Raw genomic sequence first — 24003 nt, forward strand, 5'->3', positions numbered from 1 at the left:
AGGACATCCATGATCCTGCGCGCTGCGCTCCCGGTCGTTTTGCTCAGCTTTTTGGCTGGCTGCGTGTCATCGGGCGATTCAAGCCCGATGGCTGGCGACAAAGGGCGTAACGAGGCGCGTCAGGCTTATGTTCAGCTGGGTCTGGGCTATTTGCAGCAAGGGATGACCGAACAGGCCAAAGTCCCTTTGCGCAAGGCCCTTGAACTCGACAAGACCGACCCGGACACCAACGCCGCACTGGCCTTGGTGTTTCAGGCCGAAATGGAGTTTGCCCTGGCCGAGCAGGCATTCCGTAGCGCGTTGAACGGTCGGCCTGCTGATGCCCGGATCCTCAATAATTACGGCAGTTTCCTGTTTGAGCGTCAGCGCTATCAGGAGGCCAGCGTGCAGTTTCAAAAGGCGGCAGCAGACAACCTTTATCCGGAACGCTCCCGCATCTACGAAAATCTGGGTATAACGTCACTTGAGTTGGGGCAACCTGAAGCGGGGCGCCAGCAGCTTGAAAAAGCACTGCGCCTGAACCCTCGACAACCCCGTGCGTTGCTTGAAATGGCCGAGATGGCTTATCAGGACAAACAATATGTAACGGCGCGTGACTTTTACGATCGTTTTAGCCTGCTTAGCGGGCAAAATGCACGTAGTCTATTGCTCGGTGCGCGACTGGCGAGTGTTTTCGATGACCGCACCCCAACTGCCAACCATGGCCAGCAACTAAAACGACTCTATCCCGGCACGCCGGAATATCAGCAATACCTGTCGGAGCAATGATGAAAGCGGCGCAACCCGAAGTTCTAGCAGCGACTCGTGTCAATCCCGGTGAGACTCTGCGTCAGGCCCGTGAAAACAATGGCTGGACGCTGGCTGAAGTCGCCTTGAAACTCAACCTCACGGCCAGCTCCCTGAGCAACCTTGAAACGGGCGCGTTCGACAAACTGCCTGGGCATACCTTTGCCCGGGGCTATATCCGGGCCTATGCCAAATTGCTGGGTATGGACCAGGCCGCCCTTGTGCGTGAATTTGACCTGTACACCGGCACTGATGCCAACGGCAGCAACGTGCACAGCCTGGGTCGCATAGAAGAGCCGGTGCGCGTGTCGCATACCATTTTGCGTATCGTCAGCCTGTTGCTGTTGATTGCCGTGGTCGGAGGCGGTTTTATCTGGTGGCAAGACCAGACGTCCATGCGCGCCAAGGACCTGATTGGTCTTGCTCCGGAACACGTCGAAGTCGAAGGGGCTGACGGCACAACCCGCATCCACCCGCTGGACGAACCTGAAGATCAGGCAGTAGCCGAGGCCAAGGCCGAAGGCGAAACACCTCTGGCGACCGAATCGGCGCCGGAGCAGGGCGCGACCACGGCACTGGCACTGCCGGGTGCTCCCGCTGCCGAGCCCCAGGCACCCGTTGCCGTTCCGGTACAGCCAGTACCTGCTGCTGTTGCGCCAGTTGCGCCAGTAGTGGCACCTGTTACGTCCACCGCGCCTGCGCCCGACACTGCCGCCCCGGTTGCCGGTGCTGGCAAAGTGAGCGTGCAATACACCGCTGATTGCTGGACTCAAGTGACCGACGGCACGGGCAAAGTGCTGTTTGGTGGCTTGAAGCGCAAGGGCGAAAATCTAGAAGTGAGCGGCAAGCCACCCCTGAGCTTGCGCCTGGGCTATGCCCGCGGTGCCCAGGTCAGCTATAACGGCCAGCCTGTGGATGTCGCTCCTTTCACCAGTGGCGAGACTGCTCGTCTGAAGTTGGGTCAATAAGTCATGCACGGCGAATCACCAATCAAACGTCGCGAATCGCGCAAAATCTGGGTCGGTAATGTACCTGTAGGTGGCGATGCCCCTATTGCTGTGCAGAGCATGACCAACAGTGACACCAATGACGTCGCTGCAACCGTTGCGCAAATCAACCGCCTGGAAGCCGCGGGTGTCGATATCGTGCGGGTTTCCGTGCCGGATATGGACGCAGCCGAGGCTTTTGGCCGGATCAAGCAACTGGTCAAGGTGCCATTGGTCGCCGACATTCACTTCGATTACCGCATCGCCCTGCGCGTTGCAGAGTTGGGTGTGGACTGCCTGCGCATCAACCCGGGCAACATCGGTCGCGAAGACCGTGTGCGGGCGGTGGTTGATGCAGCCCGCGATCGCGGTATTCCGATCCGAATCGGCGTCAACGCCGGTTCCCTGGAAAAAGACCTGCAAAAAAAATACGGCGAACCGACGCCAGCCGCCCTGGTCGAATCGGCACTGCGCCACGTTGAACACCTTGAGCGCCTGAATTTCAAGGACTTCAAGGTCAGCGTAAAGGCCTCCGACGTGTTTATGGCGGTTGAAGCCTACCGTCTGCTGGCCAAGGAAATCGTCCAGCCGCTGCATCTGGGCATTACCGAAGCCGGTGGTTTGCGTTCAGGCACAGTGAAATCTGCCGTGGGCCTAGGTATGCTGCTCGCCGAAGGAATTGGCGATACCATCCGCATCTCCCTGGCAGCAGACCCGGTTGAGGAAGTAAAAGTCGGTTACGACATCCTCAAGTCCTTGCACCTGCGCTCGCGCGGCATCAACTTTATCGCGTGCCCGAGCTGCTCGCGGCAGAACTTCGACGTGGTGAAAACCATGAACGAACTTGAAGTTCGCCTCGAAGACCTGCTGGTGCCGCTGGATGTTGCCGTGATCGGTTGTGTGGTCAATGGCCCTGGCGAAGCCAAGGAAGCCCATGTGGGGCTCACCGGTGGTACACCCAACCTGATTTACATCGACGGCAAGCCGTCGCAGAAACTGACGAATGACAATCTGGTGGATGAGCTCGAAAGACTGATCCGGCAGAAGGCGGCCGAAAAGGTCGAAGCTGACGCAGCCGTTATCGCGCGCGGCTAACCAGACGAATAAAGGATTTATTGTGAGCAAGTCTTTGCAAGCCATTCGTGGCATGAACGACATCCTGCCGGAGCAGACGCCTCTGTGGCGCTACTTCGAGAGCAAGGTTTCGCGTTTGCTGGATAACTACGGTTACAAGCAGATCCGCATGCCAATCGTCGAATTCACCGAGCTGTTCAAACGCTCGATCGGTGAAGTGACCGATATCGTCGAAAAAGAGATGTACACCTTCGAGGACCGCAACGGCGATTCGCTGACGCTGCGTCCTGAGGGGACTGCGGCGTGCGTGCGTGCGGTGCTTGAGCACGGCATCACCGGCGGTGGCCAGGTGCAAAAACTCTGGTACATCGGCCCGATGTTCCGTCACGAGCGCCCGCAAAAAGGCCGTTATCGCCAGTTCCACCAGATTGGCGTCGAGGTGTTCAACCTCGATGGTCCGGACATCGATGCCGAACTGATCGTGCTGACCTGGCGCCTGTGGGGCGAGCTGGGTATCCGCGATGCGGTCAAGCTCGAACTCAACAGCCTGGGCACCAGCGAAGCCCGTGCGCGCTATCGTGCGGCCCTGGTCGAGTATTTGTCCTCGCGTCTGAGCGAACTTGACGAAGACAGCCAACGTCGCCTCAAGTCCAACCCGCTGCGTGTGCTCGACACCAAGAACGCCGATACCCAGGCGGTTCTGGTGGATGCACCGAAACTGGTGGACTACCTGGACGAAGAGTCCCGCGTGCATTTCGAGGGCCTCAAGGCTCGCCTCGATGCCGCCGGCATCCCGTACACGATAAACCCGAAGCTGGTTCGTGGCCTGGACTACTACAGCAAGACCGTATTTGAATGGGTAACCGACAAACTGGGCGCCCAGGGCACCGTGTGTGCGGGCGGTCGTTATGATGGCCTGGTCGAGCAGATGGGCGGCAAGCCTACTGCCGGTGTCGGTTTTGCCATGGGCATCGAGCGCCTGATCCTGCTGCTCGAAACCCTTGAGCAGATCCCCGAAGAAATCGCACGTCAGGTCGATGTTTACCTGTGTGCTTTCGGCGAAGCCGCCGAACTGGCAGCCCTGGCTTTGAGCGAACGCGTTCGTGATCAACTGCCAAACCTGCGCCTGCAGATCAATGCCGGTGCGGGCAGCTTCAAAAGCCAGTTCAAAAAGGCTGACAAGAGCGGTGCACTGTTTGCGCTGATCCTGGGTGACGACGAATTGGCCCAGCAAGTGGTAGGTGTAAAACCCCTGCGTGGCCAGGGCGAACAACAAACGATTGCCTGGGATGCTCTAGCCGAGCACTTGGCCACCTGCATCGTGCAGGGTTGAAGCTGCAAAACAGCCGATTTAGCGAATAAGGAGTGTTGGGGTGTCGAGTAACGAAGATGATCAGCTGGGCGAGTTGAAAGACTGGTGGCAGCGCAACGGCAAACCCCTGCTGACTGGCGGCTTGCTTGCGCTGGTAGTGGTGTCCGGCTGGCAGCTCTGGCACAAATATCAGGCGAATCAGTCGCAAGGTGCGTCGGTTCTCTACCAACAATTGCTTGAAACCACGCTCACCCCTGACGGCAAGCCGGATGTGGCCCGCGTGGCGGATCTGGCCAACAAGCTGAAAAGTGAATACGCAGGCACTGCCTATTCGCAATTTGGCGGCCTGTTTGTGGCCAAGGTGGCGGTGGACAACGGCAAGCTTGATGACGCGGCTACCGAGCTGAAAGTCATTGTCGACAAGCCGGCCAATGCCACTCTGGGCGAAGTGGCGCGTCAGCGTCTGGCTCAGGTACTGGCCGCACAGGGCAAGGTTGACGATGCCCTGAAGCTGCTGGAAGGCGACTCGGACAAGGCATTCCTGGCCAGCCGTGAAGAACTCAAGGGCGACCTGCTGGTGCAGCAGGGCCGTACTGACGATGCGCGTGCAGCCTACGAGAAGGCCAAGGCCGGATTGTCGGATGAAGCAGCAGTAGGCGGCTTGCAAATCAAGCTCGATGACCTGGCCAAAGGGGATGCGTGACGTGATGCGATGGAAACATGCAGCATTGCTGGCTCTGGTCGTTTTGGCCGCGGGTTGCAGCAGCAACAGCAAAAAAGAATTGCCACCGGCGGAGCTGACCGACTTCAAAGAAGAAGTCGTGCTGCAAAAGCAGTGGAGCCGCTCGATCGGTGACGGTCAGGGCAAAACCTACAACATGCTGGTTCCGGCTGTTGAAGGCAATAATATCTACGCTGCTGACGTAACGGGCGTGGTGATGTCTCTGGACCGCATGAACGGCGACGTTGAGTGGAAAAAAGACCTCGATCTGCCTGTTTCCGGCGCAGTTGGCCTGGGCTATGGCCTGGTCATGCTTGGCACCTTACAAGGTGACGTGATTGCCCTGGATTCCAGCACAGGCGAAGAAAAATGGCGCTCTCGCGTTAACAGCGAAGTGCTTGCACCTCCTGCGACCAACGGTGATGTGGTGGTGGTACAGACTCAGGACGATCGTCTGATCGGTCTGGATGCTGACACCGGCAATCAGCGCTGGACGTATGACAGCACGCCGGGCGTGCTGACCCTGCGTGGTACGGGGGCGCCACTGGTGACCAATCACCTGGCCATCGGCGGTTTGTCGACCGGTAAAGTGGTCGCCCTGGATACGCGCAACGGCGTGCCTGTGTGGGAGCAACGTGTTGCCATCCCGCAGGGTCGCTCCGAGCTTGAACGCATTGTCGATATCGACGGTGGCCTGCTGTTGTCTGGCGGTACACTGTACGTCGCCAGCTACCAGGGCCGCATGGCGGCACTGGACATGGAATCGGGTCGCGTGCTCTGGCAGCGTGATGCTTCCAGCTATGCAGGTGTCGCCCAAGGTTTCGGCAGCGTCTACGTCAGCCTGGCGTCGGGCACTGTAGAAGGCGTTGACGAGCGTTCGACCACCTCGCTGTGGAGCAATGATGCTCTGGCACGCCGCCAATTGTCGGCTCCAGAGGTCTTCTCCAGCTATGTGGCAGTCGGTGACATGGAAGGCTATCTGCACCTGCTCAGCCAGGTCGATGGTCGTTTCGTGGGCCGTACCCGCGTTGACAGTGATGGCCTTCGGGCACGTCCGCTGGTGGTCGGTGACATGATTTACGTGTTTGGTAACAGCGGCAAACTGGAAGCCCTGACCATTCGCTAAGGCGTCTATGCTTGAGGCTCTAGGGCCTCGGGCAGCCTTGCTCTGGCAAGGTTTGCGGCACATTTGTGCTGTTCCGAACTCTGGCCGCTGCCTTGCAGCGGCTTTTGTATTTTCTGAAATAACGAAGTGGAGAGCCGCATGGTTCCCGTAATCGCCCTGGTGGGCCGACCAAACGTCGGCAAGTCCACCTTGTTCAACCGCCTGACCAGGACTCGTGACGCCATCGTCGGCGACTTGTCCGGTCTGACCCGTGATCGCCAATACGGTGAGGCCAAGTGGCAAGGGCGTTCCTACATTCTGGTCGACACCGGCGGTATCTCCGGTGACGAGCACGGTATGGACGAAAAAATGGCCGAGCAGTCGCTGCTGGCCATCGAAGAAGCTGACGTCGTTCTGTTCCTGGTAGATGCAAAGGCGGGTTTCACTGCCGCTGACCAGATGATCGGCGAACACCTTCGCAAACGTAACAAGCGCTCCTACGTGGTGGCCAACAAGGTCGACAACATCGACCCGGACATGGCTCGCGCCGAGTTCGCGCCGCTGGGTATGGGCGATGCAATCCCGATCGCCGGTGCCCATGGCCGTGGTATCACGCAGATGCTGGAAATTGCCCTGAGCAACTTCCCGCGTGACGAAGAAGAGCCGGAAGACGGCGAAGAAGAAGTTGTTCTCGAAGGTGAGGAAGCCAAGCGCATTCCGGGCCCTAGCGAAAAAGACGGCATCAAGATCGCAATCATCGGTCGCCCGAACGTCGGTAAATCGACCCTGGTCAACCGCATGCTTGGTGAAGACCGGGTAATCGTCTATGACCAACCGGGTACCACTCGCGACAGTATCTACATCCCGTTCGAGCGTAACGACGAGAAGTACACGCTGATCGACACCGCCGGTGTGCGCAAGCGCGGCAAGATCCACGAAGAAGTTGAAAAATTCTCCGTGGTCAAAACCCTGCAAGCGATCAAAGACGCCAACGTGGTGATCTTTGTGATGGACGCCCGTGAAGGCGTGGTTGACCACGACCTCAACCTGTTGGGCTTTGCCCTGGAGGCCGGTCGGGCTCTGGTTATCGCGATCAACAAGTGGGACGGCATGACCCCTAGCGAGCGCGAGTTCGTCAAGGTCGAGTTGACCCGTCGCCTGTTCTTCGTCGACTTCGCCGATATCCACTTTATCTCGGCGCTGCACGGCACTGGCGTGGGCAACCTGTACCAGTCGGTGCAAAACTCCTTCAAGTCGGCGGTTACCCGCTGGCCGACCAACCGCCTGACCCAGATTCTGGAAGATGCGGTTAGCGAGCACGCGCCACCGATGGTCAACAGCCGCCGGATCAAGCTGCGTTATGCCCACTTGGGTGGTGCCAACCCGCCGATTATCGTGATTCACGGTAACCAGGTTGAGAAGGTGCCGAAGTCTTACGTCCGTTATCTCGAAAACACCTACCGTCGCGTCTTGAAGCTGGTCGGTACGCCGATCCGCATCGAGTTCAAAGGTGGCGAGAACCCGTACGAAGGCAACAAGAACTCGCTGACCGACCGTCAGGTCAACAAGAAACGTCGCATGATGTCGCACCACAAGAAAGCCGAGAAAAATCGCAAAGACAAGCGCTAACCGCGCAAGCTCAAAGCGTAATGAGAAAGGGTCCGAAAGGACCCTTTTTCGTGTCAGGCGTTTGGGCTATCCTCGGTGGGTCCTGTGCCGCAGTCAGTGCCGGGAACTCAACAGGGAACGGCCATGATCACCAGCAAGTTGCCGAACGTCGGCACCACCATCTTCACGCGCATGTCGCAGCTCGCGGCAGAAACCGGCGCACTCAACCTGTCTCAGGGGTTCCCTGACTTCGATGGCCCGCAGGCGTTGCGTGATGCAGTTGGCCAGCACATTGCCAGTGGCCATAACCAGTACTCCCCAATGACCGGCCTGCCTGCGTTGCGTCAGCAAGTGGCGGCCAAGATCGCCCGTAGCTATGGCGCACAGGTGGATGCTGACACTGAAGTGACCATCACCCCCGGCGCTACCCAGGCTATTTTCTGCGCCATTCAGGCCGTGATTCATGCTGGCGATGAAGTCATTGTGTTTGATCCGTGCTACGACAGCTACGAGCCTTCGGTCGAACTGGCGGGTGGCCGTTGTGTGCATGTGCAGTTGGGGCTGGATGACTTTTCGATAGACTGGCAAAAGCTTGAAGATGCGCTGAGCCCGCGCACGCGCATGATCATTCTCAACAGCCCGCACAACCCCAGTGGTGCCTTGATCAGCCGTGCCGAGCTTGACCAGTTGGCCCGCCTGATTGCTGATCGGGATATCTACCTCATCAGCGATGAGGTGTACGAACACCTGGTGTTCGATGGCGTGCCCCATGTCAGTGTTTTGTCCCATCCTGAACTGTACGATCGTGCATTCGTGGTCAGCTCTTTCGGCAAGACGTATCACGTTACGGGCTGGAAAACCGGTTATGTCGTGGCACCGCCGGCTCTGACCGCCGAATTGCGCAAGGTTCACCAGTACGTCAGTTTTTGCGGGGTCACTCCCCTGCAATATGCATTGGCTGACTTTATGAGTGCCCACCCCGAGCACGTTGAAGAGTTGCCCGGGTTTTATCAGGCCAAGCGAGACCTGTTTTGTGATTTGCTGAACCCATCGCGTTTTACTTTCAAACCGGTGGCAGGGACGTATTTCCAGTTGGTGGATTACTCCCGAATTCGTCCGGACCTCAATGATGTCGACATGGCGGTGTGGCTGACCCGTGAGCATGGTGTAGCCACCATTCCGGTGTCGGTGTTCTACCAGGCCCCGCCCGCAGGGCAACGGCTGGTTCGACTGTGTTTTGCCAAACGCGAGGAGACGCTGCGTGAAGCAGCAGAGAAACTATGCGTGATCTAAAGGGATTACCCGATTTAAACGTAGCGCTGGTGCAAACCACGCTGGCCTGGCATGACCGTCAGGCCAACTTCGATCATTTCGACGAGCTGCTCGAGCAGGCTGTTGGCGCTGACCTGGTGGTCTTGCCTGAGATGTTCACCACCGGCTTCAGCATGGAGTCCAGTACCCTTGCTGAGCCCGAAAGCGGCCCGACCACCGAGTGGCTGCGCAAGCAGGCACAAAGGCTCAATGCCGTGGTGACGGGCAGCGTGATTGTGCTCGCGGCGGATGGCAGCCACCGCAACCGCCTGTTGTGGGCGCGTCCGGATGGCGAAGTGCTGCATTACGACAAACGCCACCTGTTCCGAATGGCCGGTGAGCATGAGCATTTCACTCCGGGTGAGCGTCAGGTCCAGTTTGAGGTCAAGGGCTGGCGTGTTCGCCCGCTGATTTGCTATGACCTGCGCTTCCCGGTGTGGAGCTGCGACCCCCATGATACCGACCTGTTGCTGTACACCGCCAACTGGCCGGGTGCGCGGCGGTTGCACTGGAACCGTTTGCTGCCGGCGCGGGCCATCGAAAACCTGTGTTATGTCGCGGCGGTGAATCGGGTGGGCACGGACGGCAAAGGTCTGGTGTATACCGGGGACAGTCATATCCTCGATTTTCAGGGCGAGTCGCTGCTCAGTGCCGGGGAGGCGGACGGGGTGTTTACCATGAGCCTGAATGCGGGCGAATTGGGCGCTTACCGCGAGCGCTTCCCGGCCAACCTGGATGCGGACAGTTTTGATCTACGCTGATTTGTAGAAGCAGTTATCAGATTGTGTGTACGACGTAAACCTGTGGGAGCGTGGCTTGCCCGCGATGGCATCACCGCGGTCTGCCTGCCAAATCGCGCCGCCTGAATCGCGAGCAAGCCCGCTTCCACAGGGGCTGGTGATTGCCGGTCATGATGCAATAAAAAGCCCCCAGGGTTCTCACCTTGGGGGCTTTTGCGTTTCAGGCCAACGTTTACGCGGCTTTCGCCTCGGCTTCGCTCAGGGAACGGTTCAGAGCGCTGAACAATGCCTTGAAGCTTGCCGTGGTGATGTTTTCATCAATGCCCACGCCATGCACGGCTCGGCCGCCATTGACCCGCAACTCTATATAAGCCGCAGCCTTGGCGTTGGTGCCAGCACCAATCGCATGCTCGTTGTAGTCCATTATTTCGGCATTGACCGGCAGGCCGGCTACCAGTGCTTCCAGCGCGCCGTTGCCTTTGCCGCTCCAGCGCAGATTGGTTTCGCCGTCGCCTTTGGCCGAGACTTCGACTTCGACCGCACTGTGACCGTTCTCTTCCTGCAAGCGATGGCTGACCAGCGCGTAAGGAGTGTTGGCCTGCAAGTACTCGGTGCGCAGCAAGCTGTGAATCTGCTGAGCAGTCATTTCCAGGCCCAGACGGTCAGTTTCGCGCTGCACCACCTGGCTGAATTCGATCTGCATCCGACGTGGCAGGCTGATGCCATATTCCTGTTCCAGCAGGTAAGCGATCCCGCCTTTGCCCGACTGGCTGTTAACCCGAATCACGGCTTCGTAGCTGCGACCGATATCCGCCGGGTCGATCGGCAAGTACGGCACTTCCCACAGGGCGTCCGGTTTCTGCTGGGCGAAGCCTTTGCGAATGGCGTCCTGGTGCGAACCGGAGAACGCGGTGTGCACCAGGTCGCCCACATACGGGTGACGCGGGTGAACCGGGATCTGGTTGCACTCTTCGACAACTTTGCGCACGCCATCGATATCGGAGAAGTCCAACTGCGGATCCAGGCCCTGGGTGTACATGTTCAGGGCCACGGTCACCAGGTCGACGTTACCGGTCCGTTCGCCGTTACCGAACAGGCAGCCTTCAACACGATCGGCGCCAGCCATCAGGCCCAGCTCGGTGGCGGCTACACCGGTGCCACGGTCGTTGTGGGTGTGCAGGCTGATCAGCACGCTGTCACGGCGATTGATATTGCGGCCGAACCATTCGATCTGGTCGGCGTAGATATTCGGCGTCGCGCACTCAACGGTGGCAGGCAAGTTGAGGATCATCTTGTGCTCAGGCGTCGGGTTCCACACTTCGATTACCGCGTCACACACTTCCTTGGCGAACTCCAGTTCGGTGGCGCTGAAGGTCTCTGGCGAGTATTCGAAAGTCCAGTGGGTTTCGGGCTGCTGAGCGGCGTATTTGACGAACAGCTTCGCCGCGCTGACCGCGATTTCCTTGATGCCGTCCTTGTCCTGGTTGAACACGATGCGGCGGAAAGCAGGGCAAGTGGCGTTGTACAGGTGGACGATAGCCTTTTTCGCGCCGCGCAGCGATTCGAAGGTGCGGGCGATCAAGTCTTCGCGGCCCTGGGTCAGCACCTGGATAGTGGTGTCGTCCGGTATATGGCCGTCTTCGATCAGGGTGCGGACAAAGTCAAAGTCGGTTTGCGATGCCGCCGGGAACGATGCCTCGATTTCTTTAACGCCTACGCTGACCAGGGTTTTCCAGAATCGCAGCTTCTTTACCGCATCCATCGGCTCGATCAGCGACTGGTTACCGTCGCGCAAATCGGAACTGCACCAGATCGGCGCCTGGGTGATGGTTTTTGACGGCCACGTTCGGTCGGGCAAATCAATGACCGGGAAGGCGCGGTACTTGGAAGATGGGTTCTTGAGCATGGTCATCAGGCTATCCTTAATATGCAGGCCTGCGATTCAGACGCGGCGAGCCGGAAAAAAACAAAGCAGAAGGCGAGGCACCGCAACTAGCTTTGCAGTCGTGCACTGACGAGGCAAAGGCTGCGATGTTGGCGAAGCAGAATGAGGACGTGAGGTGTGTTCATAGGCTCAACCCTAACCATTGGCGGGAAAGATGGCAAGCCTATAAAAAATATTGAGATAAATGCTCAATAAGACGATAGATGCGCGTTTTTATAGCGCGTATTTATAAATGTCTTGCTCGATATTGCGTGATTTAAAGGGAGGGCTTGCCTCGCGTGCCACGAGGCATTTTCCCTTTTTGAGCGCTTCTCAGGGAGTGAAGGCACCAATGAAAATCGCCGGATCAACCCGCGCATCATTGAGGCTGACGTTCCAGTGCATGTGCGGGCCCGTGGCCCGACCTGTCGCGCCAACCTTGCCCACCACATCGCCACGGGCCAGTTGCTGGCCCACGCGGGTGTCGATTTTCGACATATGGCAGAACATGCTGATAAAGCCCTGGCCGTGGTCGACAAACACCGTGTTGCCATTGAAGAAGTAATTGCCGATCAGGATTACCTTGCCCGCTGCCGGGGTCTTGATCGGCGTGCCAGCAGGTACGGCGAAGTCGAGGCCGGCGTGAGGGTTGCGCTCTTCGCCATTGAAGAAGCGGCGCACGCCGAACTTGCTCGACAGCGGGCCATTGACCGGTTTGTCCAGCAACAGGTTGCTGGGTGTGTTGGGGCTGAAGGTGCGGTAGGCCTTGATCTGGATCGCCAGCTCGTTGTCGATGCGCTTGATATCGGCCGGGTCGGGATTGACCTGACGCTTGTTTTTCAAGGTGATGTGTTGCTCGGGGTATTTTTTGCTGCCCACCGCAAAGCTCAGGTTGCGCCCGCCGGAGGTGATCTGCTGGCTACCGGGTTTGACCGTCAACGGGATGCCGACAATCGCCCGCCAGGTGTCCTGTTCCTTGATCACCATGACCGGCTTGCCGTCATAGCTGGCCTTGGGCGCCTGGGCGCCGCTGCCCAGTTCAATCACGGCCACCCCTCCGGGCACCGGTTTGTTCAGCAGGCGGGTGATATAGCTGTCAGCCGCCTGAGCATTGAAAGTCAGGCACAGCAACAGCACGGCAGAGAAAAAACGTGGCATTGGTTAATCCAGTAAAGAAAGGGTGACAGGCGTGAGGTGATTGTCCTCAACGCGCACTTGCAGTTCGCCTTCGCCCAGCCTGGCAGTCAAGCGCTGACCGTTTTGCGTTTGCGCGGCCCGGCGAACGGCATTGCCCTTTTCATCGAGCAGGATGCTGTAGCCACGGCCCAGGGTCGCCAGCGGGCTGACCACATGCAGGGTTTGCATCTGGTTTTGCAGCTGCATGCGGCGCGCCTTGAGGCCTTCGCGCATGGCCCGGGGCAAGCGCTCGGCCAGGCTGTCCAGACGCTGGCGCAACATGGCCAGCTGACGCCCCGGATGTTGTGCGGCCAGACGGGTTTCGAGGCGGATCAGGCGTTCGCGGCGAGTATTCAGGCTGCGCTCGAAAGCCCGGCGCATGCGCATGTCCAGGTCATCCAGGCGTTGGGCTTGCTGACGCAGACGTTCGCCGGGGTGACGCAGGCGTCGCGCCAGGCCGTCGAGGCGCAAGCGGTCGCGCATCAGGCGATCACGAATGCGCATCACCAGGCGCCGATGCAGGCTGTCGATGCGCCGTTGCAGGTCGCTTGAGTCCGGTGCCAGCAGCTCGGCCGCGGCCGAAGGCGTGGGCGCGCGCACGTCTGCCACGAAGTCGGCGATCGAGACATCGGTTTCGTGACCCACGGCACTGACGACAGGGGTGACGCAGGCATCGATGGCGCGAGCCACGGCTTCTTCGTTGAAACACCACAGGTCTTCCAGCGAGCCGCCGCCGCGGGCCAGGATCAGTGCGTCAAAGCCCCGTGCATCGGCCAGCTTGAGGGCACGGACGATTTGCGCCGTGGCTTCGCGGCCTTGAACGGCGGTGGGGATCAGGGTCAGTTCGACTTGTGGCGCACGGCGGCGGAACACGCTGATGATGTCGCGAATCACCGCGCCGGTGGGCGAGCTGACAATACCGATGCGCTGCGGGTGAGCGGGCAGGGCGACCTTGCGTTCGGGGCTGAACAGGCCTTCGGCGCCGAGCTTTTCCTTGAGTGCATCGAAGGCCAGGCGCAGTGCGCCGTCGCCGGCGGGTTCTACAGTGTCGAGGATCAACTGGTAATCGCCACGGCCTTCAAACAGCGAGACCTTGCCGCGCACCTTGACCGCCAGGCCATCCTTGAGCGCCTGACGAACCCGCGCAGCGTTATTGCGAAACAGCGCACAACGCACCTGGGCGCCGCTGTCCTTGAGGGTGAAATATACGTGGCCAGAGGCCGGGCGGGCGAGGTTGGAGATTTCGCCTTCTACCCAGATATTGCTGAACACGTCTTCGAGCAGCACCCGCGCCCGGCCATTGAGCTGGCTGACGGTCAGGACTTCCCGGTCGAGATTGAGTCTTGCAAAGGGGTCTTTAATCATGCGGGTCATCATAAGGGCGGATTGTTATCACTGCACCTGTCTGATAGAAGTCTGCGCACTAAAAACAAGGAAGCAGAGCAATGGATTTGCCGTTTAGTGGTGGTGAGTGGGTGCTGCTGGAGCTGGCCATTGCCCTGGCCTATATCGTCTTTGGTGTGGCCGGGTTCGGCACGGCGCTGGTGGCCGGGCCGATCCTGATTCTGTGCCTGCCGCTGTCGAAAATCATCCCGCTGCTGGTGCTGCTGGATTTTGTGGCGGCCTTTGGTAACTGGCTGCCGTCGCGCCGGGATGTGGTGCGATCCGAGTTGCTGCGCTTGCTGCCGTGCATGGCGATCGGCTGTGTGGTGGGCGTGGTGTTTTTGCTGAACCTTAAATCCGACCTGTTGTTGCTGTTGATGGGGGTTTTTATCACCGCTTACGCCTTGTACAGTTTGGCGGTGAAGGTGAAGCCGGCACGGCTCGCTGCCGGTTGGGCCATCCCCACGGGTATCACCGGCGGGTTGTTTGGTGCGCTGTTTGGCAGTGGCGGTTTTTTGTATGCGCTTTATCTGAATGCCCGCTTGCCCAAAGACGCTGCCCGCGCCACCCAGAGTGCGTTGATCAGTTGCAGCACCGTGGTGCGTCTTACGTTGTTCGTGCTTGCCGGTGTGTATGCCGATGGCGAGCTGTTGTTGCTTGGCGCCTGCCTGTTGCCGGCGATGGCAATGGGACTGTGGGTTGGCCGCCGGCTGACGCGCAAATTGTCCCGCGAGGCGTTTGTGCGGCTGGTAACGTGGCTGGTGCTGGCCAGCGGCATTGCGCTGATTGCGCGTTACCTGAGTTAAACTGCGTGGCTGAACCCTGTAGTCGCTCTTATCCATATGTGCCGTACCCCATGAACTCGCAAAGCATCATCGTTCCAAAAATCTCCACCTTGCCGGTGCATGAGCCGCGTGCCCTGGCCATCGTGCGCTGGCTGGTGCGCAAGAACATCATCGAAGAAGAGCTCACCACCTGCGGCCGTACTGGCAATGGCATGGCCTACGCCATCGCCCCCGGTGCCCGTGAAGTGGTGCTGTACCCCGAGGCGCTGCCTTTCGGGCAGCCGGTCAATGGCCTGGAGATCATCACCAAGCGCTGCATCTACACACCGGCCAAAGGTTTTCTTGAAGAAGCCGGTTGCGCCGAGTGCCGCAAGGAAGTGGGCGAGGCACTGTTTGAAAGCCTCGAAGACTGGATGCCGGGGCGTACCGACAACTTCATCTGTCCGCTGTGCGCCCACGAAGACGACATCAACGGTTTTCTGTTTTTACAGCCGTGTGCGTTTTCCAACCTTGGGTTTATTTTCAATAACTGGGCCGAGGCTGGATTCAAGCAAAGCTTTCTCGACGAGTTCGCCGACTGGCTCGACCAGCCGGTGGCGTGGGTGAAAGTCGAACTCTGAGGTGAAAATTCCGTAGCAGCTGCCGAAGGAACGAGGCTGCGTTCGATTGCGAAGCGATCGTAAGTCCGGGGCACGCGGTTCAGCTGAAAAAACGCGTGCTATGGATTTACGACGGCTACACCGCCGGACGCAGCCTTCGGCAGCTGCTACGGTTCAATTTCTGCCTTCAAAGTCAGCTAATCATTGGCCCTTAGCGCAAAACTCTCTAAAGGTTTCCGTTGAGAGATCCAGGGGTTTTGAGTACAATGGCGCGCTTCCATTTTCCCGCTCGGGAGCCCCAGCGATGCTGCGTATCAGCCAAGAAGCACTCACATTCGATGACATCCTTCTCGTCCCCGGTTATTCCGAGGTTCTCCCGAACGAAGTCAATTTAAAGACTCGTTTGACCCGTGGCATTGAACTGAATATTCCGCTGGTTTCCGCTGCAATGGACACCGTAACTGAAGCCCGTCTGGCAATCGCCATGGCTCAGGAAGGCGGTATCGGTATCATCCACAAGAACATGACCATCGAGCAGCAAGCTCACGAAGTTCGCAAGGTCAAGCGTTTCGAAGCCGGCGTGGTTAAAGAGCCGATCACTATCGAGGCTGATGCCACGGTACGTGAGCTGCTTGAGCTGACCCGCCAGCACAATATCTCCGGCGTTCCGGTACTGCACAATGGCGACCTGGTCGGCATCGTGACATCCCGTGACGTACGCTTTGAAAACCGTCTGGAAGCTACCGTTCGTGACGTGATGACGCCTAAAGAGCGTCTGGTTACGGTCAAGGAAGGCGCCGACAAGGAAGAAGCCCGCGAGCTGTTGCACAAGCACCGTATCGAGCGCGTGCTGATCGTCGACGACAACTTTGCCCTCAAGGGCATGATGACCGTTAACGACATCGAAAAAGCCAAGGCTTACCCGTTGGCCAGCAAGGACGACCAGGGTCGTCTGCGCGTAGGCGCTGCGGTCGGTACCGGCAAGGACACCGCTGATCGCGTGGCCGCCCTCGTGGCTGCCGGCGTTGACGTGGTGGTAGTCGACACCGCTCATGGTCACTCCAAAGGCGTGATCGACCGCGTTCGCTGGGTCAAGCAGAACTTCCCTGAAGTTCAGGTCATTGGCGGCAACATCGCCACTGGCGCTGCTGCCCTGGCCCTGGCTGAAGCCGGCGCTGACGCAGTTAAAGTCGGTATCGGCCCGGGCTCGATCTGCACCACCCGTATCGTTGCCGGTGTTGGCGTTCCGCAAATCAGCGCGATTGCCAATGTGGCCGCTGCCCTTGAAGGCACTGGCGTACCTCTGATCGCCGACGGCGGCATCCGTTTTTCGGGTGACCTGTCCAAGGCCATCGTTGCCGGTGCTTCCTGCGTGATGATGGGTTCGATGTTTGCCGGTACTGAAGAAGCACCGGGCGAAATCGAGCTGTACCAGGGCCGTTCGTACAAGGCTTACCGCGGCATGGGTTCGCTGGGTGCGATGTCGCAATCCCAGGGCTCCTCTGACCGTTACTTCCAGGACTCCTCCGCGGGTGCCGAGAAGCTGGTGCCGGAAGGTATTGAAGGTCGCGTGGCGTACAAAGGCTCGCTGACGGCGATTATTCACCAACTGATGGGCGGTCTGCGTTCTTCGATGGGTTACACCGGCTGTGCCGACATCGAACAAATGCGTACCAAGCCCGAGTTCGTGCGTATCACCGGCGCTGGCATGGCTGAATCCCACGTCCACGACGTGCAGATCACCAAGGAAGCACCCAACTATCGCGTAGGTTGATAGTGGTCGCACCCGGGTTCACACCCGGGTGCGATACGAATTAAGTCACCGGGGCTGTTTGATTCAGCCCCGTGTCGTTTCTGAAATTAATCGAGATTTTGTCATGGCCCTCGACATTCACGCTCACCGCATCCTGATCCTGGACTTCGGTTCCCAGTACACCCAGCTGATCGCCCGCCGCGTGCGCGAAATCGGCGTTTACTGCGAACTGCACCCGTTCGACATGGACGACGCAGCGATCCGCGAATTCGCCCCTAAAGGCATCATCCTGGCCGGTGGCCCGGAGTCGGTACACGAAGCCGGCAGCCCGCGCGCCCCACAAGCTGTATTTGACCTGGGCGTACCGGTTTTCGGTATCTGCTACGGCATGCAGACCATGGCCGAGCAACTGGGCGGCAAGGTTGAAGGTTCCGAGCTGCGCGAGTTCGGTTATGCCCGCGTCGACGTGGTTGGCAAAAGCCGCCTGCTGGACGGCATCGAAGACCATATCGATGCCGACGGCCTGTTCGGTCTGGACGTGTGGATGAGCCACGGTGACAAGGTCACCAAAATGCCGTCCGACTTCCACATTCTGGCCAGCACTCCAAGCTGCCCGATTGCCGGCATGTTCAGCGACGAGCGCGGCTACTACGGCGTGCAGTTCCATCCGGAAGTGACCCACACCAAACAGGGTGGCCGCATCCTGTCGCGCTTTATCCTCGACATCTGCGGCTGCGAAGCCCTGTGGACGCCGTCGAAAATCGCCGAAGACGCGATTGCCAACATCCGTGCCCAGGTTGGTACCGACAACGTATTGCTGGGCTTGTCCGGCGGCGTTGACTCCTCGGTAGTAGCAGCTTTGCTGCACAAGGCCATCGGCGACCAGTTGACCTGCGTATTCGTGGACAACGGCCTGCTGCGCCTGCACGAAGGTGAGCAAGTGATGGCCATGTTCGCCGAGAACATGGGCGTCAAGGTGATCCGCGCCAACGCTGCCGACCAGTTCCTGAACAACCTGGCTGGCGAAAGCGACCCGGAGAAAAAGCGCAAGATCATCGGCCGTACCTTTATCGACGTGTTCGATGCCGAATCCTGCAAGCTGGAAAACATCAAGTACCTGGCCCAGGGCACCATCTACCCGGACGTGATCGAGTCGGCTGGCGCCAAGAGCGGCAAGGCTCACGTCATCAAGTCGCACCACAACGTGGGCGGCCTGCCGGACGAAATGAACCTCAAGCTGGTTGAACCGCTGCGTGAGCTGTTCAAGGACGAAGTCCGTCGTCTGGGTCTGGAACTGGGCCTGCCGTACGACATGGTCTACCGTCACCCGTTCCCGGGCCCGGGTCTGGGCGTGCGCATCCTGGGTGAAGTGAAAAAGGAATACGCCGACATCCTGCGTCGTGCTGACCACATCTTTATCGAAGAGCTGCGCAAGGCTGACTGGTACCACAAAGTGAGCCAGGCATTTGTAGTGTTCCAGCCGGTTAAATCGGTTGGTGTTGTAGGCGATGGCCGTCGTTACGCCTGGGTAGTTGCCCTGCGTGCCGTAGAAACCATCGACTTCATGACCGCGCGTTGGGCTCATCTGCCTTACGAACTGCTGGAAACCGTCAGCGGCCGGATCATCAACGAAATCGAAGGCATCTCCCGCGTAACTTATGACGTGTCGAGCAAGCCGCCGGCAACGATTGAGTGGGAGTGAGGTTTGTTTTCAACTATCTGATTTTATTGTAAAAAATAAGAATTGATAGTGATCTTTACTACGTCATCAATGGCGTTTTTAATGGCGCCCATCGTACGTATGTGAGAGAGCTACATCGATACCATGTCCCGGACAAGGAATGCCGGCATGGTATCGAGAGCGCTTAGCAGCGCAGATGTCAGCAATAACTGTTTGCCCATCTCCCCCTATGGTGTTGGCGTGTGTTTTGAAGAACTTTACGCGCAGCATTCAACCCGCGCAGATTTCCGGCTAGAAGTTATCAATCGCGTTGCACATCGACACCTTCCCTGCTGGCTGCGGTTGGACCATCGCCCACTGCTTGCCGCCCGCCTCCAATTCATCCAGCTGGAACGAACAGTCCGCCGACATGGTGGCCTGCACCATGTAGTCCACGCCAGGCCGAGGCACAAAGGTCATGGTCTTGGCACACTGCAGCCAACACCAATGCTGTGCCATACAGTCCGTTGCGTAGATTGTTCATTCCCTGTGTCCTTTTGGTGATGGATTAACGGCGGCCGTCGCACACCGGCGATTCGCCAATACGACCGAGCTTGCACATGTCCAAGTTATCTTTGCGTTTGTAGCCTGTGTCTTTCATGCAATAGAAGTTCAGTAACCTCACATCGATTGGCGACCTGTCTCCCGCGCCATCAACATTGGTATATCCGCACGCACGCATCGCAGCAATGATCCCGGTCTGCGATACGCCCTCCTTGTACCATTTTGTGTAATCAGGAGCCGGCGGTTGAAATCCCCTTCCCGTGCAGCCAACCAGTAACACAGCGCAAAAACTCAGCAATAGGCTCCTCGTGAACATTGCGTTCTTCCTTATGGGTTGACTCGGATAAGTGTGAGACGCCGTAGGGTGAGTTGCTCTTGAAGGGCTTGCAAGCGGTCCCGCCACCCTCATAGCGGTTATGCACTGTTTGATTGCCGTCCAGTACGTCAAGTCATTCCCATAGACGAGCGTGTTTCAGCTTATGAAGCATTGGTCCATTTACCAGCATTTCACTGACCGTGACTCCTGGTCTGCGAGTACTTTCAAGCATTGGATCTTGAGTCAATATGGGATAAGTGCGGTATTGGCAGACGGGTCAATTCCCCAGCCGATCACTACATCGCATGAATGATGCAGTGCTCGTGAAAACAGGTTTTCGTCTATGGTGTTTTCGTGGTATCAGCAGAGATGATCAAAATAAAACTATGATTTATATTGGTTTTTTAAGATTGTTTATGTTCGAGTGGGAGTGACCCCTTGTAGCTAATATCCAAAAGCCCGCGTGATAGTGGGCTTTTGATTTTTTGAGGATACAGCTGCTTAGTCGATTTGAGGTCTGCCGTACTTGAGGATCACATAGGCTTCCTTGTCTGGATCGAATGGTAGTCGCATTGTGGGCTTTTCATCGATCCAGTCAGCGTCTGTGCCCTCGATACTGATTGCCAAGAAAAGGGGCTGCATTTCCGATAGCACTGCGTTCCACTCAGAGAGACAGTCCGTGATCCCGGGGTGCCAGTTGTTTTCCACGGTCTGAAGCTTCTCAATGAGTGAGGCAATCATGTGCTGCCTCTGGTCACCGTCGAGGCATTCGACGGCATAACCTACTAAAGCGTAATCCAACTCACACCGAGAGATCTTAATGAGGCTGTCAGCAGTCCCGTTCAGACCGTACCCCCAGCACATCCAACGCTGAAAAGCAAAATTCCACAAAGCTTTGCGCTTCTTGGCTATGGCCCTGTCCCGGAAGGCCCGGAGACATTCTGCGACTGAAAATCGGGTCTGTTGACCAGACCAGTGCAGGCTAATCGCATCAACGTAGGCTTGAAGGGCAGTATCGTTCGCATCAGCAAGAGCGCAACCGAGAGGCGTCTGTAATTCTGGAAATCGCGAAGGAAATAAGTTGAACACGTGCATCCAGGCAGCCCAGCGCGGCTTATCTTTCGAGACATTTTCCAAGATTTGGACCAGAGACTTCTTGGAATCTTCACTGAGCGGCTCGCGGTTAGACCTAAGCGACACAGATATGTAAGTCGTTGCGAACTGGACATGAGGGTTGGTCGATCTAGAGCCGAGGCGTAGTGCTGCATTGGGGGGGAGCGATAGCACGACGCTCATGACCGGTGCGGTCTGCCGCAGACCCGAGATGGCCTGCACCAAGCGTTCTGGTGCAAATCTGTCGAGACATTGGGCAGTCTGCGCAATGGCAATGCTCGGAAAAAATCCATCCTCGATCAGTCGCCAGCCTTGTGCGATTCCGATCCAATCGCTTTTGGCATCAGCTTTTTCAAACTTTTCGACCGCTTCCAACTCCCAGATTGGAGGCGCTAAGCCCTTAGTTGTGAAGCTCATCGTCAGGCCCTCAATGACTCTCTCGAGCGAAGCGAGTAGTCCATCGTTGGGCCTGAAGTCATCTGGCACGGTGCTCCAGAAATTCGCCTCCATCGTTGTGAACTGTCCGACGACGAAGAGGGCGACCAGCCGGGTACGGCTCGGATCAGCGCTTACGTTCCAATCGGCGCCTTCTTGGATGATCCACCGAAGCAGGCCGGTGAGTTTGTCGAAGTCCTCACCGCTCGGAGGCTTGCCGCGTCGGACCAACTCGACGAAGGAAAATTGAGATCGGATCGCGTCAAATAACTCGTTGCAGGCATCCCAATCAGAAATTGCATGAAACGGATCGGATTGCGCTTCGATTGCCGCAAGAAGAGAGTTGGGGACTTCGACCGCCCCAGGTCGCGTAGCTTCCGCCATAGCCGAGAGAAGAACATCCGCAGCGTTCATGACGGCCTCCTCCAAATTAGATGATCCTGTCCGCCGAGTAGCTCCCAAAGGTCGGTGAAGGCATCCACCACAAGCTGAGCATTGTCGACCTTCTGCAGGATGTGATGCGCCGTGCCCACGGAGTTTACCGAGGTGCCGAGCGACCAAGCCATTGCCCCATCTGGGCCGGATGGAAAGATCAGGAACCTATCGTGGAAGTCCCAGCCCGCCGCGCCCTTCTGTACTCGAAGTTCGAGTTTCAGGCCCCGCCAGTTGCTTTGACATTCATCAAGTGTTTGGCGGATTTTGTCGCTAGGGCCGGCTTTGGACGTCGTCAGACCGCGAAGGTCCACGCCTTGATAGGGGCAGTAAAACAGCGTTTCAAGTATCTCGTTGGCTGAAAGATATGGGTCCCACAGCCACGCGCCTTTTTCGCCGTAGGCAATGATTAGCGCGCGAAGGTCATCCAATGCCTTTAGGCGGCCTGCGTTTTTATCACCACGTGTCGGACGGTATTGAACAAAGCGGCGCTCGGCGGCGAGCCGATTGGCTTGCTCTGCGTACATCCGCTTCGCTGTCCATCCCCCGTTGTCGTCCGGCTGCGGGTCGCCGACGATACTGTGATTTGAAAAGGCAGTCATACCGACGCGTCGAGAGTCCCAACTGCCATCCGGTTTTTTGACCGAAAAGGTGCGTGGCTCCGGATCGGGTGAACGCATGTTGAATGAAATGGTAGAGATAAAAGAGCCTGCGCCGGAGGCGACGAGGAGCGTGCTGCTCTGTTCGTCCCAGATGAAGCCCCGATGCAGCCCACGGCCAGCACGCATCGGGAGAGGGGTGATCCTTTCTTTTAGTCTTGCTGAAGCAAAGCCAGTGATGATGTCGTCGTGTTCCAATTCGCAGACTGCCATCAAGGGACGCGGGGAGGCCTTAGGATGCCAGGCATGTTCGACTTGAAAATCGCCATCTTGAAGCTTTTCGAATTTCGCCATCAGCACAGTGATCGGAAGCTGGACCGCCAAGTTGCCGAGCCGGTCTGACATTGTGGCCAATTGGAGCGGGATATACTTCTCGATCTCTGCCGATAGCTCTTGCAACCGGCGAGGATCTGCGAAGAGCGGCGTCAGGGGTTCTTTCTTATGATCGGTCCATTCAAATAGGTGCGAGCCGGTCCAGAAGTTGTTTTTGAGGAGTTTGTTCCATGGAACCGGCGCGCCATTGTCCGGCGGCACAAACTGTGCGGGCATCGGTAAAAGCTCGCCGATTTCGAGTTCATCGCCTGAAAGTTTCCATCCTTCCCCGGCCTCCAAAGCCGTGAGAGCCGGGATGAGCGTGCCGATCGCCACCGTGTAACGGCGGAGGCCAAAGCTCCAGCCATTGAGCGATTTGATTCGAATAGGTTTCGGCGTCAAGAAGCAGGCAGCCGCTGGCTCGAGATCAGATTGTTCCTCGGCAATCAATAGCGTGAAGATATTGATAATACCGTCATGATCGGGTCGACTGGCGTACAGCTCTGTACATTCGACATGGGTATAAAACCCGAGCGTGCCGGGCGTGAGAAGCTGGGTGAGCTCCGGCAACGGAGAGCGAGGCTCGGGTGGCTCGTATCGGTCCATGAGGGTATCTGCCTGGGCTCAAAAACTCTCATTATGTTCCAATTCGAGTGCCAAGCGCCTCGCTTGATGCTGTGCAGGCGTTTGGCTGAGTTACGTGCTCAAGACAGATCTATGAAATCAGGTTTTCTTAACATGGTATTACTCGTGGCATGGATCAGAAGCATGGTAGTTAACGACTGATTTATAAGGATATTTATTTATTGCTGATAATAGAGTGGGAGTTAGCCTGAAGTTGGTATATGCGAACTTAGTCGTTTTCTGATGTATATAGGGCCCGCGAATTGCGGGCCTTATTTTTGCAAGTCTGTAGTGAGGCGAGTATTCCCATTGTTGTGAGCTGTGCCCAGCGTTGGCTTGATTTTGGTTAGCCTAAACCGGTGTGAGTACCTGGTTGCTAAATTCATGAGCGCTTATCTGCGGAGTTTGATCGCAGCGTAGTCATATATGCCTCGTAAGTTGGCGCTGTTTTCTAACTCCATCTTAAAGGCACTCGTCATGCGATAAGCTGTCATGGTTTATCGCGGGTTATTCGCGGGTGACAAGGTCAATGACTTCAACACCAAGAAGGTTTTTAATGGCAGTCGGGAAGCAGGAAATTTAGACTCCAATACTAGTAGTGCGCGGACATCCTTTATCTGCGAAT

At 57.7% G+C, this 24003-nt stretch carries 20 protein-coding genes; 13 read left to right on the plus strand and 7 right to left on the minus strand.

What is annotated here, in order from left to right; genetic code table 11:
* The first annotated feature begins 9 nt into the window (after positions 1-9).
* The 9 genes from pilW (at position 10) to FHL07_RS04100 (ending at position 9664) form a co-directional block, all read left to right on the plus strand.
* Positions 10-768, plus strand: a complete 759-nt coding sequence (gene pilW / locus FHL07_RS04060) for a type IV pilus biogenesis/stability protein PilW (RefSeq protein ID WP_138738133.1) — start codon at positions 10-12, stop codon at positions 766-768.
* Entirely contained in the window at positions 768-1754 is a 987-nt protein-coding gene (locus FHL07_RS04065) for a RodZ domain-containing protein (RefSeq protein WP_138738134.1), read from the plus strand. Before pilW ends, FHL07_RS04065 begins: the two co-directional genes overlap by 1 nt.
* Positions 1755-1757: 3 nt before the next feature.
* Positions 1758-2867, plus strand: a complete 1110-nt coding sequence (ispG, locus tag FHL07_RS04070) for a flavodoxin-dependent (E)-4-hydroxy-3-methylbut-2-enyl-diphosphate synthase (RefSeq protein WP_086795918.1) — start codon at positions 1758-1760, stop codon at positions 2865-2867.
* A gap of 22 nt (positions 2868-2889) precedes the next feature.
* On the plus strand, positions 2890-4179 hold the full coding sequence (gene hisS / locus FHL07_RS04075; RefSeq protein WP_095001465.1) for a histidine--tRNA ligase: 1290 nt from the start codon (positions 2890-2892) through the stop codon (positions 4177-4179).
* A 40-nt stretch (positions 4180-4219) separates the two neighbouring features.
* The gene (locus tag FHL07_RS04080; RefSeq protein ID WP_095001464.1) at positions 4220-4861 is read left to right on the plus strand and encodes a tetratricopeptide repeat protein; all 642 of its coding nucleotides are present in this window, start codon (positions 4220-4222) and stop codon (positions 4859-4861) included.
* Positions 4854-6005: an outer membrane protein assembly factor BamB gene (gene bamB / locus FHL07_RS04085; protein ID WP_095018336.1), complete on the plus strand. Its 1152-nt coding sequence runs from the start codon at positions 4854-4856 to the stop codon at positions 6003-6005. Before FHL07_RS04080 ends, bamB begins: the two co-directional genes overlap by 8 nt.
* Positions 6006-6143: 138 nt before the next feature.
* Entirely contained in the window at positions 6144-7613 is a 1470-nt protein-coding gene (gene der, locus FHL07_RS04090; RefSeq protein WP_016779615.1) for a ribosome biogenesis GTPase Der, read from the plus strand.
* A gap of 123 nt (positions 7614-7736) precedes the next feature.
* A complete protein-coding gene (locus tag FHL07_RS04095) occupies positions 7737-8885 on the plus strand; it encodes a pyridoxal phosphate-dependent aminotransferase (RefSeq protein WP_095018337.1) in 1149 nt (382 codons plus the stop codon).
* The gene (locus tag FHL07_RS04100) at positions 8873-9664 is read left to right on the plus strand and encodes an amidohydrolase (RefSeq protein WP_095018338.1); all 792 of its coding nucleotides are present in this window, start codon (positions 8873-8875) and stop codon (positions 9662-9664) included. Before FHL07_RS04095 ends, FHL07_RS04100 begins: the two co-directional genes overlap by 13 nt.
* Before the next feature lie 211 nt (positions 9665-9875).
* Here the strand turns inward: FHL07_RS04100 and leuA are convergent, their stop codons facing one another.
* The 3 genes from leuA to xseA form a co-directional block, all read right to left on the minus strand.
* A complete protein-coding gene (gene leuA / locus FHL07_RS04105) occupies positions 9876-11555 on the minus strand; it encodes a 2-isopropylmalate synthase (RefSeq protein WP_095001460.1) in 1680 nt (559 codons plus the stop codon).
* Positions 11556-11900: 345 nt separating this feature from the next.
* On the minus strand, positions 11901-12725 hold the full coding sequence (locus FHL07_RS04115; RefSeq protein ID WP_095018339.1) for a peptidoglycan DD-metalloendopeptidase family protein: 825 nt from the start codon (positions 12723-12725) through the stop codon (positions 11901-11903).
* 3 nt (positions 12726-12728) lie between these two features.
* The gene (gene xseA / locus FHL07_RS04120) at positions 12729-14108 is read right to left on the minus strand and encodes an exodeoxyribonuclease VII large subunit (RefSeq protein ID WP_095001630.1); all 1380 of its coding nucleotides are present in this window, start codon (positions 14106-14108) and stop codon (positions 12729-12731) included.
* An 80-nt stretch (positions 14109-14188) separates the two neighbouring features.
* Here xseA and FHL07_RS04125 point away from each other — a divergent pair, with 80 nt between their 5' ends.
* From FHL07_RS04125 to guaA, 4 genes are all read left to right on the plus strand, one after another.
* Positions 14189-14932 carry a sulfite exporter TauE/SafE family protein gene (locus tag FHL07_RS04125; protein WP_133144813.1) on the plus strand — a complete coding sequence of 248 codons (744 nt, stop codon included), beginning with the start codon at positions 14189-14191 and terminating at the stop codon, positions 14930-14932.
* Positions 14933-14982: 50 nt separating this feature from the next.
* Complete coding sequence (locus tag FHL07_RS04130) at positions 14983-15531, plus strand: sugar ABC transporter ATPase (protein ID WP_133144814.1); 549 nt, start codon at positions 14983-14985, stop codon at positions 15529-15531.
* A 283-nt stretch (positions 15532-15814) separates the two neighbouring features.
* The gene (gene guaB / locus FHL07_RS04135) at positions 15815-17284 is read left to right on the plus strand and encodes an IMP dehydrogenase (RefSeq protein WP_016779630.1); all 1470 of its coding nucleotides are present in this window, start codon (positions 15815-15817) and stop codon (positions 17282-17284) included.
* A gap of 103 nt (positions 17285-17387) precedes the next feature.
* Positions 17388-18965, plus strand: a complete 1578-nt coding sequence (guaA, locus tag FHL07_RS04140) for a glutamine-hydrolyzing GMP synthase (protein ID WP_095001455.1) — start codon at positions 17388-17390, stop codon at positions 18963-18965.
* 270 nt (positions 18966-19235) lie between these two features.
* Here the strand turns inward: guaA and FHL07_RS04145 are convergent, their stop codons facing one another.
* The 4 genes from FHL07_RS04145 to FHL07_RS04160 form a co-directional block, all read right to left on the minus strand.
* A complete protein-coding gene (locus tag FHL07_RS04145) occupies positions 19236-19442 on the minus strand; it encodes a hypothetical protein (protein WP_010655635.1) in 207 nt (68 codons plus the stop codon).
* 49 nt (positions 19443-19491) lie between these two features.
* The gene (locus FHL07_RS23775; RefSeq protein ID WP_138738135.1) at positions 19492-19803 is read right to left on the minus strand and encodes a hypothetical protein; all 312 of its coding nucleotides are present in this window, start codon (positions 19801-19803) and stop codon (positions 19492-19494) included.
* 501 nt (positions 19804-20304) lie between these two features.
* Positions 20305-21765 (minus strand): hypothetical protein, encoded by a 1461-nt coding sequence (locus FHL07_RS04155; RefSeq protein WP_095020377.1) that lies wholly within the window; start codon positions 21763-21765, stop codon positions 20305-20307.
* Complete coding sequence (locus FHL07_RS04160) at positions 21762-23360, minus strand: VPA1262 family N-terminal domain-containing protein (protein ID WP_138738136.1); 1599 nt, start codon at positions 23358-23360, stop codon at positions 21762-21764. The genes FHL07_RS04155 and FHL07_RS04160 overlap by 4 nt, the downstream gene beginning before the upstream one ends.
* Positions 23361-24003: the final 643 nt, after the last annotated feature.

This window comes from Pseudomonas sp. FSL W7-0098, assembly GCF_005930585.1.
Taxonomy (GTDB): domain Bacteria; phylum Pseudomonadota; class Gammaproteobacteria; order Pseudomonadales; family Pseudomonadaceae; genus Aquipseudomonas; species Aquipseudomonas bubulae.

Excerpts from the sequence above, each read along its gene's own strand:
- leuA (WP_095001460.1), bottom strand. The coding sequence starts at position 11,555 with ATGACCATGCTCAAGAACCCATCTTCCAAGTACCGCGCCTTCCCGGTC.
- FHL07_RS04095 (WP_095018337.1), top strand. The coding sequence starts at position 7,737 with ATGATCACCAGCAAGTTGCCGAACGTCGGCACCACCATCTTCACGCGC.
- FHL07_RS04160 (WP_138738136.1), bottom strand. The coding sequence starts at position 23,360 with ATGGACCGATACGAGCCACCCGAGCCTCGCTCTCCGTTGCCGGAGCTC.
- FHL07_RS04155 (WP_095020377.1), bottom strand. The coding sequence starts at position 21,765 with ATGAACGCTGCGGATGTTCTTCTCTCGGCTATGGCGGAAGCTACGCGA.
- guaB (WP_016779630.1), top strand. The coding sequence starts at position 15,815 with ATGCTGCGTATCAGCCAAGAAGCACTCACATTCGATGACATCCTTCTC.
- der (WP_016779615.1), top strand. The coding sequence starts at position 6,144 with ATGGTTCCCGTAATCGCCCTGGTGGGCCGACCAAACGTCGGCAAGTCC.
- ispG (WP_086795918.1), top strand. The coding sequence starts at position 1,758 with ATGCACGGCGAATCACCAATCAAACGTCGCGAATCGCGCAAAATCTGG.
- xseA (WP_095001630.1), bottom strand. The coding sequence starts at position 14,108 with ATGATTAAAGACCCCTTTGCAAGACTCAATCTCGACCGGGAAGTCCTG.
- FHL07_RS04125 (WP_133144813.1), top strand. The coding sequence starts at position 14,189 with ATGGATTTGCCGTTTAGTGGTGGTGAGTGGGTGCTGCTGGAGCTGGCC.
- bamB (WP_095018336.1), top strand. The coding sequence starts at position 4,854 with ATGCGTGACGTGATGCGATGGAAACATGCAGCATTGCTGGCTCTGGTC.
- FHL07_RS04065 (WP_138738134.1), top strand. The coding sequence starts at position 768 with ATGAAAGCGGCGCAACCCGAAGTTCTAGCAGCGACTCGTGTCAATCCC.
- guaA (WP_095001455.1), top strand. The coding sequence starts at position 17,388 with ATGGCCCTCGACATTCACGCTCACCGCATCCTGATCCTGGACTTCGGT.
- FHL07_RS04130 (WP_133144814.1), top strand. The coding sequence starts at position 14,983 with ATGAACTCGCAAAGCATCATCGTTCCAAAAATCTCCACCTTGCCGGTG.
- pilW (WP_138738133.1), top strand. The coding sequence starts at position 10 with ATGATCCTGCGCGCTGCGCTCCCGGTCGTTTTGCTCAGCTTTTTGGCT.
- FHL07_RS04100 (WP_095018338.1), top strand. The coding sequence starts at position 8,873 with ATGCGTGATCTAAAGGGATTACCCGATTTAAACGTAGCGCTGGTGCAA.
- FHL07_RS04115 (WP_095018339.1), bottom strand. The coding sequence starts at position 12,725 with ATGCCACGTTTTTTCTCTGCCGTGCTGTTGCTGTGCCTGACTTTCAAT.
- FHL07_RS23775 (WP_138738135.1), bottom strand. The coding sequence starts at position 19,803 with ATGTTCACGAGGAGCCTATTGCTGAGTTTTTGCGCTGTGTTACTGGTT.
- FHL07_RS04145 (WP_010655635.1), bottom strand. The coding sequence starts at position 19,442 with ATGGCACAGCATTGGTGTTGGCTGCAGTGTGCCAAGACCATGACCTTT.